Annotated in this window: 15 protein-coding genes and 1 riboswitch; of the genes, 4 read left to right on the top strand and 11 right to left on the bottom strand. The window is 44.5% G+C overall.

Annotated features, from left to right (window positions below):
- Nucleotides 1–164 precede the first annotated feature (164 nt).
- On the bottom strand, nucleotides 165–929 hold the full coding sequence (locus ACSQ2E_RS03790) for a TIGR01457 family HAD-type hydrolase (RefSeq protein WP_435994380.1): 765 nt from the start codon (nucleotides 927–929) through the stop codon (nucleotides 165–167).
- Between the two features lie 120 nt (nucleotides 930–1,049).
- Nucleotides 1,050–1,487 carry a DUF86 domain-containing protein gene (locus ACSQ2E_RS03785; RefSeq protein WP_435989420.1) on the bottom strand — a complete coding sequence of 146 codons (438 nt, stop codon included), beginning with the start codon at nucleotides 1,485–1,487 and terminating at the stop codon, nucleotides 1,050–1,052.
- Between the two features lie 135 nt (nucleotides 1,488–1,622).
- Between ACSQ2E_RS03785 and ACSQ2E_RS03780 the strand changes: the two genes are divergently transcribed.
- Both ACSQ2E_RS03780 and ACSQ2E_RS03775 read left to right on the top strand, forming a co-directional pair.
- Nucleotides 1,623–1,892: a DUF3055 domain-containing protein gene (locus ACSQ2E_RS03780; RefSeq protein ID WP_435989419.1), complete on the top strand. Its 270-nt coding sequence runs from the start codon at nucleotides 1,623–1,625 to the stop codon at nucleotides 1,890–1,892.
- A gap of 74 nt (nucleotides 1,893–1,966) precedes the next feature.
- Complete coding sequence (locus tag ACSQ2E_RS03775; RefSeq protein ID WP_034763749.1) at nucleotides 1,967–2,275, top strand: hypothetical protein; 309 nt, start codon at nucleotides 1,967–1,969, stop codon at nucleotides 2,273–2,275.
- Nucleotides 2,276–2,318: 43 nt separating this feature from the next.
- Here ACSQ2E_RS03775 and ACSQ2E_RS03770 read toward each other — a convergent pair whose 3' ends face one another.
- Nucleotides 2,319–2,594: a YutD family protein gene (locus ACSQ2E_RS03770; RefSeq protein ID WP_044338154.1), complete on the bottom strand. Its 276-nt coding sequence runs from the start codon at nucleotides 2,592–2,594 to the stop codon at nucleotides 2,319–2,321.
- Nucleotides 2,595–2,697: 103 nt separating this feature from the next.
- Between ACSQ2E_RS03770 and ACSQ2E_RS03765 the strand changes: the two genes are divergently transcribed.
- Nucleotides 2,698–3,432 carry a YhcN/YlaJ family sporulation lipoprotein gene (locus ACSQ2E_RS03765; protein WP_435989418.1) on the top strand — a complete coding sequence of 245 codons (735 nt, stop codon included), beginning with the start codon at nucleotides 2,698–2,700 and terminating at the stop codon, nucleotides 3,430–3,432.
- A 72-nt stretch (nucleotides 3,433–3,504) separates the two neighbouring features.
- Here the strand turns inward: ACSQ2E_RS03765 and lipA are convergent, their stop codons facing one another.
- Nucleotides 3,505–4,422 (bottom strand): lipoyl synthase, encoded by a 918-nt coding sequence (gene lipA, locus ACSQ2E_RS03760; protein ID WP_435989417.1) that lies wholly within the window; start codon nucleotides 4,420–4,422, stop codon nucleotides 3,505–3,507.
- A 219-nt stretch (nucleotides 4,423–4,641) separates the two neighbouring features.
- Here lipA and ACSQ2E_RS03755 point away from each other — a divergent pair, with 219 nt between their 5' ends.
- On the top strand, nucleotides 4,642–5,643 hold the full coding sequence (locus tag ACSQ2E_RS03755; protein ID WP_435989416.1) for a M23 family metallopeptidase: 1,002 nt from the start codon (nucleotides 4,642–4,644) through the stop codon (nucleotides 5,641–5,643).
- 39 nt (nucleotides 5,644–5,682) lie between these two features.
- Here ACSQ2E_RS03755 and ACSQ2E_RS03750 read toward each other — a convergent pair whose 3' ends face one another.
- From ACSQ2E_RS03750 to ACSQ2E_RS03720, 7 genes are all read right to left on the bottom strand, one after another.
- Nucleotides 5,683–5,790 (bottom strand): methionine/alanine import family NSS transporter small subunit, encoded by a 108-nt coding sequence (locus ACSQ2E_RS03750; RefSeq protein WP_079532007.1) that lies wholly within the window; start codon nucleotides 5,788–5,790, stop codon nucleotides 5,683–5,685.
- Nucleotide 5,791: 1 nt separating this feature from the next.
- Nucleotides 5,792–7,318 carry a sodium-dependent transporter gene (locus ACSQ2E_RS03745; protein ID WP_435989415.1) on the bottom strand — a complete coding sequence of 509 codons (1,527 nt, stop codon included), beginning with the start codon at nucleotides 7,316–7,318 and terminating at the stop codon, nucleotides 5,792–5,794.
- 280 nt (nucleotides 7,319–7,598) lie between these two features.
- Nucleotides 7,599–9,161 (bottom strand): Na+/H+ antiporter NhaC family protein, encoded by a 1,563-nt coding sequence (locus ACSQ2E_RS03740; protein ID WP_435989414.1) that lies wholly within the window; start codon nucleotides 9,159–9,161, stop codon nucleotides 7,599–7,601.
- A 116-nt stretch (nucleotides 9,162–9,277) separates the two neighbouring features.
- A riboswitch (Lysine riboswitch) is annotated at nucleotides 9,278–9,459 on the bottom strand.
- Nucleotides 9,460–9,538: 79 nt separating this feature from the next.
- Nucleotides 9,539–10,303 carry a sporulation protein YunB gene (gene yunB, locus ACSQ2E_RS03735; protein ID WP_435989413.1) on the bottom strand — a complete coding sequence of 255 codons (765 nt, stop codon included), beginning with the start codon at nucleotides 10,301–10,303 and terminating at the stop codon, nucleotides 9,539–9,541.
- Between the two features lie 58 nt (nucleotides 10,304–10,361).
- Complete coding sequence (locus ACSQ2E_RS03730; RefSeq protein ID WP_435989412.1) at nucleotides 10,362–11,474, bottom strand: HD-GYP domain-containing protein; 1,113 nt, start codon at nucleotides 11,472–11,474, stop codon at nucleotides 10,362–10,364.
- 301 nt (nucleotides 11,475–11,775) lie between these two features.
- Nucleotides 11,776–12,078: a YunC family protein gene (locus ACSQ2E_RS03725; RefSeq protein WP_435989411.1), complete on the bottom strand. Its 303-nt coding sequence runs from the start codon at nucleotides 12,076–12,078 to the stop codon at nucleotides 11,776–11,778.
- A gap of 56 nt (nucleotides 12,079–12,134) precedes the next feature.
- Entirely contained in the window at nucleotides 12,135–13,487 is a 1,353-nt protein-coding gene (locus ACSQ2E_RS03720; RefSeq protein ID WP_435989410.1) for a bifunctional metallophosphatase/5'-nucleotidase, read from the bottom strand.
- Between the last annotated feature and the right edge of the window lie 26 nt (nucleotides 13,488–13,513).

The following is a 13,513-nucleotide window of genomic DNA, read 5'->3' as shown; positions in this document are numbered from 1 at the left end:
ATAGTATTTTGTTTACTTCTTTTCACACTAGTTCTATTTTACTTATACAAACGTGTGTTGTCTATTATGAAATGTTACTAATCAAAGAATTTTTCCAATATTTGAGTACTCAGCAGGTTCATGAAGGATGTGGAAGCTGCAGTCAGCCTCCACATTTATTAATGTTAAATATCCCATTGATCCAATGTTTCTATTGTATAGGTAGGCTGAATATGCTTTTGAGTCAACGCCTCTTTTGTTGTAACCCCCGTATGCACAAGGAGCGTATCGAGCCCTGCGTTTATTCCAGCCAGAATATCTGTATCATAGTTATCCCCCACCATCAGAGTGTCTTCCTTCGGGACCCCTAGCACAGATAAAGCCTGTTCCATGATAATGGACTCCGGCTTTCCGATAAAGATCGGTTCGGTCTGGGTGGAGACCGTCACAACAGACGTCAGGGAACCATTCCCCGGAAGCAATCCCCTTTCAGTCGGAATCGCGATATCTCCATTCGTTGAAATAAACGTTGCCCCGTTTCTCACCCCCAGGCAAGCGAGGGATAATTTCTCGTAATTAATCTCCCGGTCAATCCCCACTACCACGAAATCCGGTTTATCATCCCGCAGTGTAATGCCGTTCTCTTCAAGTGCTGAGCGTATTCCTTCTTCGCCGATGACATAGGCTGTTCCTTCAGGCTTTTCTTTCGCCATATACTGTGCCGTCGCCATGGATGTCGTAAATACCTGTTCCTTCGTTGCGGGTATATCAAAGGAACGCAATTTTTCCGCCACCTGTTCCGGTCTTCTTGAAGAGTTATTCGTCACGAATAGATAAGGCAATCCCTTATCCTGCATCCGTTTCACAAAATCCCCCGCTTCTTCAATCTTCTCCTTTCCTTTATACATCGTGCCATCCAAATCAATTAAATACCCTTTATACTCTTTCATCATCTACCTCCATATAGTGTCGTTAGTATGTCCAATATTTCTATTTACTTCGCTATAAAGTCACTCTCTAAAGAAAATAAGACAGCGCATTCTCATTAAGGAAAGCGCTGTCAAATACGTTTAGTTTTTAAATGCCGATACGGGGCCAAGTTCATTTTCAAGGTAGTTCCGGACCTGCAGCGGGAATTGGTTCAGTGTTTGGAACACTTCTTCCAGGATGGTATGTAATTGCTTGTGATCAACGGTTGTATATTCCTGGACCAGTGGTTTGCGCTGTTCGACGAGGCGTTTGAGATCTTCGCTCATCCTATCTGTGATCACTTTTTCATCCAGAAGAATATCAATGATATCCTCATAGCTCCCGGGGTCCCTCATGATGAATCCATCGATCATGCTGTTCCCTACGTCCAGGATGGATTCAATGATGACGTGGGCAACCCTTTCCAGCGCCAACTTTTCCAGAGTAGCGTTCCACTGTTCTTGACGACTGAATATGTTTAGCTGCTCATCCATATAGATCAATATTTCTTCAATCTTTTCCCTGTCTACGAAATACATGATGCTCACCTCTCCCTTAAACAATAACCTGCACCTTATTTTAACATAATTTCACCAGACCCATACAGGTACATCCTGCAATTCCCGTCTCAGTCTGATATGATGAAATAAGCAGAAAAAGAGGAGGACATCGTGATGAGTGAACGCTTTTATTTATATGACGATACTGAAAATACACGAACGCGATTCGTGAGTTTCATGGGGGAAAATCAGCGGTACGACCTGGCCATTACCCAAACGGAACGTTATTACGGGAAATCATTGGTACTGGACCTTCAGGGCAGTCGATTTGCCATCTTGGGGAGAGATGACCTTGGTGAACCCGGCTATGTTGAGAGTGTATTTAAGTTAACTGGGGAAGAAGCGGATGAATTAAGAGACTTTTTAGGTGAAACCATTCTTTGATCCAGATGCTCCACTCGAGAGAATGAACTCCACCTCCCGCTCACATACTAAAGGTATGAAAGGTGGGAGATAAAATGAGCAAAGACCGGAAATCCTATGATAAAGAAGACGAAGAATACAGTGACTTCTCCAATGTAGAAACATACCGTAATTTCCTCGTCCCCGAGACACTTCCGGAAGGTCCTTACGGTGCTCCCAGAGGTAAGCATACCCCTGTTGAAAACAAGAGTACACCTTGGGAAGAAGGACAACGGTATTATAGTGCCTTCAACTACGAGAATAAATCCCTGCATCAGGATATACCTCGTCAGGAACCGGGATCACATCCTGTTCATGCCGACCCGGATGTGAATGAAGAGCCGCCGTATACTGAAAACAAGTAAAAGAAAGGAACAAACGACCATCGTCGTTTGTTCCTTTTCACCATTATTTATTGACTTTCTTCACAAGAAAATAAGCGCACCCAAAATTACAGTATTCATATAAGTAATCCTTATGAGTGCTCACCTTTGTGTCGAAAGAAGCCTTTTGATTGTGATCATCGAAGAATCCTTTCAATCGGAGCTGACCGTATCCCCAATCACCAAGGATATAATCGTATTTGCTTAAGATATCGCTATATCTTTCCTTGAAAGCTTCCTCGTTGAATCCGTCCCTGAATTCCTCGACGATTTCGTAGCACGTGTTCTGCACACAAATCACCTCTGTCCACCCACTTTCGTTTCCTTATTTTAAATTATAACGGATTGTCCATTAATTACTATGAAAAATTCCCATAAGAGATGGTCACCCTACTGGATAGGGGGTGTTTAAGTTGAATAAATTACTTTTAGGTACAACGGTCCTCGGCATCACATTAATCGGGACAGCCTGTAATGGCATCGACACAGCCAATGAGGAAATGTTCCACGACAACGGGAATACCATTAACGTAAGTGACAGGGAAGACCTGTATAACGACAATGGCTGGACCAAAAAAGGGGCACACCGCGGGGAAGACTTTGGTTATGTCCGCCAGCAGAAGAGCCCTACCGGTGGTCAAAACATTTCCACCAAGGACATGTACAGTATCAATCGCGAGCAGGTAGCCGACAGCATCAGCAAAATGAGTGTTGCCCTTCCTGACGTGAAAGATTGCTCTACCCTCGTCACGGACGAAGAAGTTCTTGTCTCTTATGTGACCGACAAAAAAGATAAACAAGGACGCTTCGAAGTAGCCGATCAGGTTAAGAAAACAGCTATGTCCGTCATTCCGCGCTGGTACCATGTCTATGTAACCGATGATAAAGCATTGATGCGCAACGTTGAAAACCTTGCCCAGATGGATAGTGACAGCAAAAATGCGAATACAGCCATTGACGATACCATCAACCTGATGCTCAAAGACTCTCCACAAGGTAGAAATGTCGACTCAGGTGAAAACGCCAACGGTGAAATGACGTCTGATCAATACGAAATGCGTGATGATGATACCCATAAGATCAATATGGACCGTCAAAAGCGCAATGACTATACCGGCAATGATAACATGATGGACTAACCTCTATCTGTACAAAAGGACTGACTGTCAGAGAGATCTCCGACAGGTCAGTCCTTTTCTAGTTATATGAAATTATGCGTTCTGTACTTCCTGCTCACCTTTAGCTTGTCTGGATTTCGCTGCTGCGTTTACCTGCTCATCGGCATGGTAAGAAGAACGAACAAGAGGACCTGCTTCACAGTGGCTGAAGCCTTTTTCCATTGCCGCTTCACGAAGTTCGGCAAATTCATCAGGATGATAATATTTTTGAACCTTCAAGTGCTTCTTCGATGGTTGCAGATATTGACCTAATGTCACGATATCAACATGATGGGCACGTAGATCATCCATCGTTTCGAGAATTTCTTCCTTCGTTTCCCCGAGACCAACCATGATGCTCGATTTCGTAGGGATCTCCGGATTCAATTCTTTCGCCCGGCGGAGGAATTCCAATGTCCGGTCGTAAGTCGCACGGGCACGAACTCTTGGAGTCAGGCGGCGGACGGTTTCGACATTGTAGTTCATGATGTCAGGCTTGGCATCCATCAATGTCTTGATATTTTCGAATACCCCACCCATATCAGAAGGCAGCACTTCGATGGATGTAAACGGGCTCTTACGACGGATAGCACGGACGGTTTCAGCAAAGACTTGTGAACCGCCGTCTTTCAGGTCATCACGCGCAACCGCTGTAATGACGACGTGTTTCAAGTTCATTAATTGTACGGAATCCGCAACACGTTCAGGCTCTTTCAAGTCTAATTCAGTCGGAAGTCCTGTTTTAACGGCACAGAAACGGCAGGCACGTGTACAAATGTCACCCAGGATCATGAACGTGGCCGTACGTCTCGTTCCCCAGCACTCATGAATATTAGGACAACGGGCCTCTTCACAAACTGTATGAAGATTGTTTTCACGCATCATTTTTTTCAGACCCATATAATTATCGTTCGTATTCAGCTTAATCTTAAGCCAATCCGGTTTACGAATGTGTTCATCTTTCTTACTCATACCCCTCATCTCCAATCCTAAATAATTCTGACTTAGGCAAAGAGTGAAACGTTGTCTCGTTCATCCTATGTAAAAAAAGCCATCATCAATATACTTCTTTTGTCACTTTATCATACTAAAAAAGTGAAAACAAGCATGTGATGTCCTATTACCATTTATTGATGATTATGAATCCCCCGGAACGATACAAACTACATATAGGCCCCTAAAAATGGAGGGATGATTTTGTACAAACGATTGATCTTCTGCATCGTATTTTTCTTAGCGATCAGTCCGTTTAAGAGCTATGCAGCAGAAAAGCTTACGGATGAACAAATTTACACGAAACGAATGGAATTATTTCAAAAAAGCGAGGCTTTGACGCATATCCCCTGGTACTACCTGGCTGCCATCGATCAGTATGAACGCAGTCTCCGGTTTGCCCGTAAAGACAGGGATAAACCATCCTCTTTCATCTCGATTTATGTAGAGCCTGAAAAGTGGGTCGGTCCTTTGAACCCCCACCCCGAAGATGACAATCCTGAAACGATCGCGCTTTTCAATGGAATCGGTCGGGACGGGGAGCATGACGGGAAAGCTAGCCTGAAAAGTGATGAAGATATCCTTGCCGCTCTAACCGACTTCATACTCCGTTATGGCATTGATCACGACAACTTCAAGCTTGCCCTCTGGGATTATTACAAGCGGGATAAAACCGTCAGTATCATAATGGGAAATGCCAAAATATATAAACAGTACGGAACGATTCATCTCAATCAAAAAGCCTTTCCGCTTCCCCTGAGATTTAACTATAGTTACCGGAACACATGGGGAGATGCCCGTGGATGGGGTGGAAGACGGATCCATGAAGGGACGGACCTCTTCGCTGATTATGGTGTACCGGTGAGAGCAACATCTTACGGCATCATCGAGATGAAAGGCTGGAATCGTTATGGAGGCTGGCGCATCGGGATACGTGACATCAATAATACGTATCATTATTTTGCCCATTTGAGTGGTTTTGCCAAAGATCTTCATGTCGGACAAGTGGTTGAGCCGGGCATGGTGATTGGCGGTGTCGGAAGCTCAGGATATGGACCTCCGGGAACGTCAGGGAAATTCCCGCCGCATTTGCATTATGGAATGTATAAGGATAATGGCCTTACTGAATGGTCCTTTGATCCCTACCCCCATCTTAGAATGTGGGAACGCCAGGACAGGATCAAAAGCAAGAAACATTAAAAAAGCAGACAATGGACATTCCATCGTCTGCTTCTTTCTCTATACCTGCTTTTTTGATTTGGAAACAGCGTTCATGATACTAGCTGCTAATCCACCCCAGATGATGACCATTCCGACTATCATCATTGTAATTGCGCTACCAGTCATGTTAGCTTACCCCCTTATAGCTATCGGCTTCTGTCTTGGCATGCCAGCGTTTAAATCCGAAGGCCACTCCTACAATGATGGCAAAGGCAGCTACGAACCATCCACTGTACAGAATGAAAGCATCTGAATATCCTTCGTAGTTACCAGTTTCCGTTTCAAACTCTTTTAGTAAATTCATTTTGAATAATCCGAACATCATCCATCCAAGCACGATCGGTGTGATAACGCCGAGACATACTTTCCACCAGGCACCAAGCTGGATATCCGAAATTCCATTCGCATGGGATTGGAATCCTCCCAGCTTGCGCAGGAACCAGGCGATCACGACTACTTCCACTAATCCGACAAACGCCACTCCGAATTGGTTGATGAAGTAATCCGCTACATCTAGGAATAACAGTCCACCCTGTGTGGCAAAAAGAATGGAAACGATAGCTGAAAGTCCACCACCGAAAAGTACGGCTTTGTTACGGGAAATCCCGAACTTCTCAGATACGGCTGCTACATAGGTTTCCGAAATGGAAATCAACGAAGACAGACCGGCCAGTACAAGTGAAACAAAGAATAAGAAACCAAATACTTCGTTGAATGCCGGGAATTCGTTAATGATCTGCGGGAAGACAACAAACGCCAGACCCACACCGCCGCTTACTACATCCTGCACTGCCACACCTTGTGATTGGGCCATGAAACCAAGTGCCGCAAACACCCCGATACCTGCCAATAATTCAAAGCCGGAGTTACTGAACCCTGTAATGAACGCATTGTTCGTAATATCCGATTTCTTTGGCAAATAACTTGAGTACGTAATCATGATGGCAAAGGCAATGGATAAGCTGAAGAAAATCTGTCCATATGCCGCCACCCACACACCCGGATCGGCAATTTTACTGAAGTCAGGCTTGAAGAACGCATCCAGACCATCCATCGCGCCGGGTAAAGTTAAAGCGCGAACAACGATAATTAAGAATAAGATAACAAGTGCTGGAATAAAGATTTTATTCGCTACTTCGATTCCTTTCTTTACACCTTTGAAAAGAATACCCAGTGTAACGGCCCATACAATTACAAGCGGGATGAATACCCCAGGAACCACACTTCCCGTCTGACCCGCGTCCACGGTCAATTTTAAATAATCATTGAACAGGAATGACTCTGTATCCTTCCCCCAGCCTAAATTGAAAGAAAATACACTGTACGACATCGCCCATGCGATAATGACGGCATAATAGGTAGAGATGACGAATGCAATTAAGACCTGCCACCATCCAAGCCATTCTGTTTTCTTATTAAGACGGAAATAAGATAACGGTGCTGAACCACGGTACTTATGACCAATTGTAAATTCAAGTACTAATAATGGAATACCTGCTGTTAGAAGAGCGAATAAATAAGGAATAAAGAAAGCTCCCCCACCATTTTCATACGCCACTGCCGGAAAACGCCAAATGTTCCCCAGTCCGATTGCTGAACCGACAGCTGCCAGAATAAATCCTGCCCGTGTCCCAAATTGTGCACGTTTCTCCATGCTGTTCCCCCCTAGTTCTTTCCAACTACCCCCATGAGGTATTTGAAATTTTTATATTTTCAGATTATTTATAATCTAAAGACAGTATAGCTAGTTCCAGGCCAATTGTCAAAGCTTTATTTTAGTGATTTATTGAGAAATTCACCAAATTTCTACAGTACTATTTCACTATAAGAATTTTGTCGAATTTTGGAGAACAGGAGACGATAGGATCAGGAGGAGAACTCTATGTGAATCCATAAAAAAACCAGAAGCCTACATGGCTCCTGGTTTTTATGAATTACTCTGCAGATGCAGGCTTTGCTTTTTCACCGAACAAAAAGGAAAAGGCCAAGATCAAAATGATGACTACGGCGAGACCAAGAATGGTGCTGCCGGTGAACCCCAATACAAGGTAACCGATGGCTGCAACAACCGCACCGATTACGGCATATGGAAGCTGTGTGAGCACGTGATCGATATGGTTGCTTCCCGCTCCTGTGGAAGAAAGGATCGTTGTATCAGAAATAGGTGAGCAGTGATCACCCAATACAGATCCCGCCAGTACCGCTGCCATGGCAGGCAGTAAGATGCTCACGTCTGAAGCTGCAGCAATTTCACCTGCGATCGGCAGTAATATACCAAACGATCCCCATGATGTTCCTGTTGAGAATGCCATGATGCCGGCAACCAGGAATAAGATGACCGGAAGTGCCTGCATCGGCAGATTCGATTGTTCAACGAGGCCAGCAAGATACGTACCCGTCTGCAGCTGATCGATGAGTGTCACGATCGTCCATGCAAATATCAGGATGTAAACAGCCGGCAGCATCGACTTGATACCTTCCACTACAGCTGTCCCGATCGCACCCGCTTCGATTCCTTTCAAGCTGACTTGGCGAAGGAAGAAAATCAGGGAAATAAGAAGTCCGAATAATCCACCATACAATAAGGATTTGGTTACATCCGTATTTTCAAAGATCGGCAGCAGGTCAAAGGATCCCACCGCTTGATATCCAGTCCACAGCATCATGGAAACAGTCCCGATGACAAGGGCAACGATCGGCCAGACAAGATCGCCTACCGAGCCTTTTGAGCTGACTGGGAGATCATTTTTCAATTCGCCGGGAATCTCTTTGCCTGGATCATAAAGATCTCCCGTTTCAAGGGCCCGTACTTCATGCTCTTTCATTTTTCCAAAATCGAGTCCCTTATAGGCAACCATGACGACAAGCAGTACTGCTGCCCATACATATAGGTTCATTGGAATCATTTGAATGAACGCTGAGAATGCCGTGTACTCCGTGATATTATGTGTTGCAAGAATGGAGCCGATGATCCCGATAATATACGCTCCCCAGCTTGAAATCGGGGATACGACACAGATCGGAGCCGATGTTGAATCAATGATATAGGCTAATTTAGCACGTGAGATTCTATGACGATCCGTGATGGGTCTTGAAACCTGTCCGACAGCAAGGGCATTAAAATAGTCGTCAATAAAAATGATGATACCCAGTACCGCAGCTAGAAGCTGTGCGCCCTGTCGTGTCTTCACACGTTTCATCGCCCATTCACCGAATGCGCGGCTCCCGCCGGAAATATTCACAAATGCCGTGATGATACCAAGAATGAGTAAGAAGAAAATGATGTAGACATTCCAGGTGTTAAGTCCGCCATCTGCGACAAAGATGCCTTTAAAGGCGTCCCACATAAAGCTGAATGTTTTGGTAATTGAGAAATCTGCCAACAGAAAGGCAGACGCAACGATTCCTACTCCCAATGAAAGTAGAACCCGTCTTGTAAGGATAACCATAAGAATGGCTAAAAGGGGTGGTAATAATGAGTAAATCGTGTTTTCCATAGTGTCCTCCTCCTATTTGATAGGGGGGGAACCATCGTAGCATGATAGAGGATAATAAAAAAAGGCAACGATAGAGAAGCTATCATTACCTTAGTAAGTAATTTAAGTGCTCCATCACGATCTGTAGCTCCCCATTATAGAGATTCCCTATAATGACAGTGTTATCCTTCTTCAAGATAACCCCAGCAAATACACATTTGACATGTATAATTACTTCGGCAAAAGTTCCCTTTCATCTGTTCTCACAGTTGTCATTCTCAAACAGCTTACTCTTGAACTCTGCGCCTCTACCCCATCGGACTGATGATGTGGTGTGTTATAAAATTTTCTTTATTAATATACCAAACTATCATTCTTTTGACAACTTTTTTTCCTGACTAATTTGTGGGAAATTCGATGGAAGGACTCGATTCCCCTCCACCATTGTTATAAAATTGCGGTACATCCAGATGAACGGTCCCCATCGCAACCAGGATATCCTGCTTAATTGTTTCGGTTTTCGTTGCAAACGGGATGATGATCTGCACATTCACTTCAAGCTCCACAAATACCTTCACAACCGCATTATTGATCCCGAACTGCTCAACCGTCGTTTTCACATCGGAACGTACATCACCGATGGAATGAAAGCGGATCGGGATTTTCGGCCCCAGGTTCCCGAGCAATACGTTGTTCGTTGCCTGCCCCAATGGAACAGAATAGGTAATGCCCTTCGATGTTTTCGACTTCCCTTCATCAAGCTCCACTTCAGTGAGAAATTCTAGATTTTCAATATTCCCCGCTTCTGCTTCCTGAAGATTCTGCTGCACAAGATTCGTAATTTCTGCCTGGACCCTGTTGATCGTCTGTGTATTATATTTAAATGAAACGATATCTCCTTCTGAATTCTTCACTTCTTCTGTTATATCTGAAATATCCAGTACGTCGGCAATCTTCTTATTGATCGCTTTGTTTATCACCAGGGTACCGATCCTGCTTGTTTGTGTTTCGGCATACGCAAGGAGAGTCGGCTTCAACCCTTTGTTAATGATCCACAATCCGAATCCCGTTGAGATCATAAAGAATAGAAACGTAATGATCATGACATGTCGAAAAGGCAGCGGACCTCCTCTTCGGGGTTTGTAGGTTTTGAACTTTGACAAAAAAATCCCCCCTTACAAGCTATTTGTATGCATTGTAAGGAGGGTTTAGCGCAAAAAATTATTTAATCTTAAGAGATTGCGGTTCATAATCCGGATCAAAGCCTGTGATCACCTTGTCTAATTCCTTGCTTAAATCGAGTGGATAAGGAGAGTCTAACTCCTGACCATCTTCTTCGATGATTCGTACCACAGGGCGGTCTGTGACGCCCCTGTTTTGATCGGTCACAATTGCTTTCCGTCCATCATTCAGTTCCACGATCATACCATTCGGATACATCGCAACCGATGAGCGGAAGGCTTCAATCACATTTGAATCGAACAATGTTCCCGATCCCGCATACAAGACCTCCAATGCCTGATGAGGAAGCATGGCTTTCCTGTACACCCGGTTTGACGTCATGGCGTCAAATACATCGGCCACAGCGATGATCTTTGCGAACGGATGAATATCTTCACCCTTGATCCCCCGCGGGTAACCCGAGCCATCGAGCCTCTCATGATGCTGATAGGCACAGTGTGCGATGATCAGGGAAACTGAATGAAGCTGTCTCAGAATGTCAAAGCCATGTTCAGAGTGTTTCTTGATTTCCGAGAATTCGTCTTCCGTAAGTTTCCCGGGCTTTAACAGGATCTCTTCAGGCACGAGCATCTTACCGATATCATGGAGGATCGCCCCAACCCCGAGCTGCTCCAGCTGCTTCTGTGAAAGCTTAAGTTCAAGACCGATGGAAAGTGTATATAACGTAACATTAAAAGAGTGATGAAATATATAGGAGTCGTATGTAAACACATCTGTCAAAATCGTCAGAAGATCATTATTCGCCTTTACCTCGGACAGGACGACATCAATCACCTGCTTTAATTGAGAGGCACTATCTTCAATCACAAGGAGACTTGGCTTCTCTTTGGAGGTGCTTAATTGATTGAAGGCCATCTCGATATTCTGAACCGCCTCTTGTCTCACTTTACTCGAAACGGTCCCCTTCACATGGATTCCACTTGAAAGAGAGTCTTCAATATAAACATACTGAATACTAAGCTCCTGCAATCTGTGGATCATGCGTTCTGTAATGGGAACATTATCATGAATCAACGCTTGACCTCTCATATTATATACCGTTGTAGCTAGAACCATGCCGGGTTTCAAAGCCCTTGTTGATATAAGCCTCATAGAATTCTCCTATGTAATTATTTCATTTTTCGACAAAATTTCCTAGTATCTCCATTATAAAGGATAAAAAGGAGCTTGCAAGGTGTATTTGTTTATATATTCATGAAAGAATATCGAAGGGTTCAGATGAATTTTATGAAGGTGTCGCGTGCCGGCTGAAGAGGATTTTTGTTACCTTATTTTGTTAATTGACGCAATTACTTTACTATCGATTTTGACGCAATAATTCTTAAAATGACGCAATCACTCCCTCAAAAATAAAGACCAGCCACTCAATAATGAGTACTGGTCATTCTCATGTCTATATCATTTTCAACAGCGCGTCCTTTCCGGCCATTCCCGTGTGGATGCCGAGATTCGCTGCTTCGTAGGTAACGGACTCCAGCGGCGCATCGAGGAGCTGATCGATGGTTTTCACACCAACCGCTCTTCCAGCGATGATCCCCCTGTCCTTTAATTTTTCATTGAGCAGCGCAACATCAAGTGCCCCACACATTATATATCCTTTTTCACTCGTCACGACGAGGAGATTGGTTTTCGGAAGTGCAACAGAAATCGCTGTAAAGGTATGTCCCCCAATGGTAATCGGAGATACATTCATCATGTTTCATCGCTCCCTTCACTCATATGTATGTCATGAGTGTGGAAACGGTGAGACATTTACTGTTTCAATTTCCATTCGAGGACATCCCGTAAAAATTCCGGCATAAAGTACTTCTTCTCGAGCCTCTGTAGGTCCGGAAAGAAGTGGCCGAATGTAAACATATCCGGCAGGGCCAGCTTGTATATCTTCCCGGACTCGATCGGACCGTTTCCGATGAAGATGTCATGGTCTTCAAAGTAGATATTCGAATACACGAACCTTCCCATCACTTTCCCTCTGAAACCAAGTCCTTTCACTTCAAGATGCGGCCAGTCCTCATTAAGAGTCTGCTTAATGATTTCCTTCAGCTCGGCTCCCTTCACTCGGATCATGCAGGGGTTGATCGGGTGGGGAAGGATGCGATGCAAATCCTGCTTTGTCACCATTCCTTCGTCAAGTCCCTCTATGAGAAGACCCGCATTTAGGAAACCGCAATCAGCTCCACACCACTCCATTAGTGCATCACAAAGCACTTCAGGAAGCGGGGACGCCTGAAACCAGTCAACCGGGAAAGCGTTTGTCAGGCAGGTCACTTCCTGCTTTAATAACTCCTCCCCTTTCCGGATCCATTGATCTCTTTCCTCCGCTTCCTTCACAACAGCCGGAAGTTCCCCCTGCTCATATAGTCGTGCCTTCTTTTCCATGACCTGCTTGGTGGCTGTATCCACCTCGATTGTGATATGACCGACATAATGACCATATTTTCCTGCAGCACCGAGCATGGTGCCATTCACCTCTTTCCCCTGAGGCAAGACATGGTGAGTATGGGCACCAAGGATAACGTCTATTTCAGGGAATTGTTCCCCGATCATCTCATCATCCCTTATCCCCAGATGGGAAAGGAGTATGATCATATCGACGCTTTGGCGAACCTCCTGAACCAACTTCTTCAGTTCAGCCAAAGGGGAGGTAATGTTCCAGCCGAGAGCTTTATAAAATGGTTTGAAATAGGCCGTTAAACCTAGGACGCCAATCCTCATACCACTGCCGGTCTCATATATCCGGTAAGTCTCCACCCATCCTGGACGCCGTGAGGAACGATCGAACAGGTTTCCTACAATCACATCAAACCGGGCACTGTCATACAGACTGTTTAAATCATCATAATCCAATGTGATCCCTTCATTGTTTCCGATTGTTACAGCGTCGAACCCGGCTTCATTTAATAACTTGACGTTCCCTTTTCCTAACGTCGCTTCTGTCAATGGATGCCAGCGGTCCACATGATCACCGATATCAAATAGATACACAGACTCTCCGTCATTCACATGCTTCTGTTTTCTCCGTTTTAAAAAATCCCTTATTCTTGGCCAGTTCTCAAAGTGACTGTGAAGATCGTTCGTATGATAAATATGAATGGTTTCTCCCATAAATCGTTCACTCCTATTGGAGGAAT

Source organism: Rossellomorea sp. LjRoot5 (assembly GCF_964253455.1).
In the GTDB taxonomy this organism is placed as follows: Bacteria; Bacillota; Bacilli; order Bacillales; family Bacillaceae_B; genus Rossellomorea.
The sequence above is the reverse complement of the archived record's forward strand: the minus strand, read 5'-3'. Positions and strand labels throughout refer to the sequence as shown.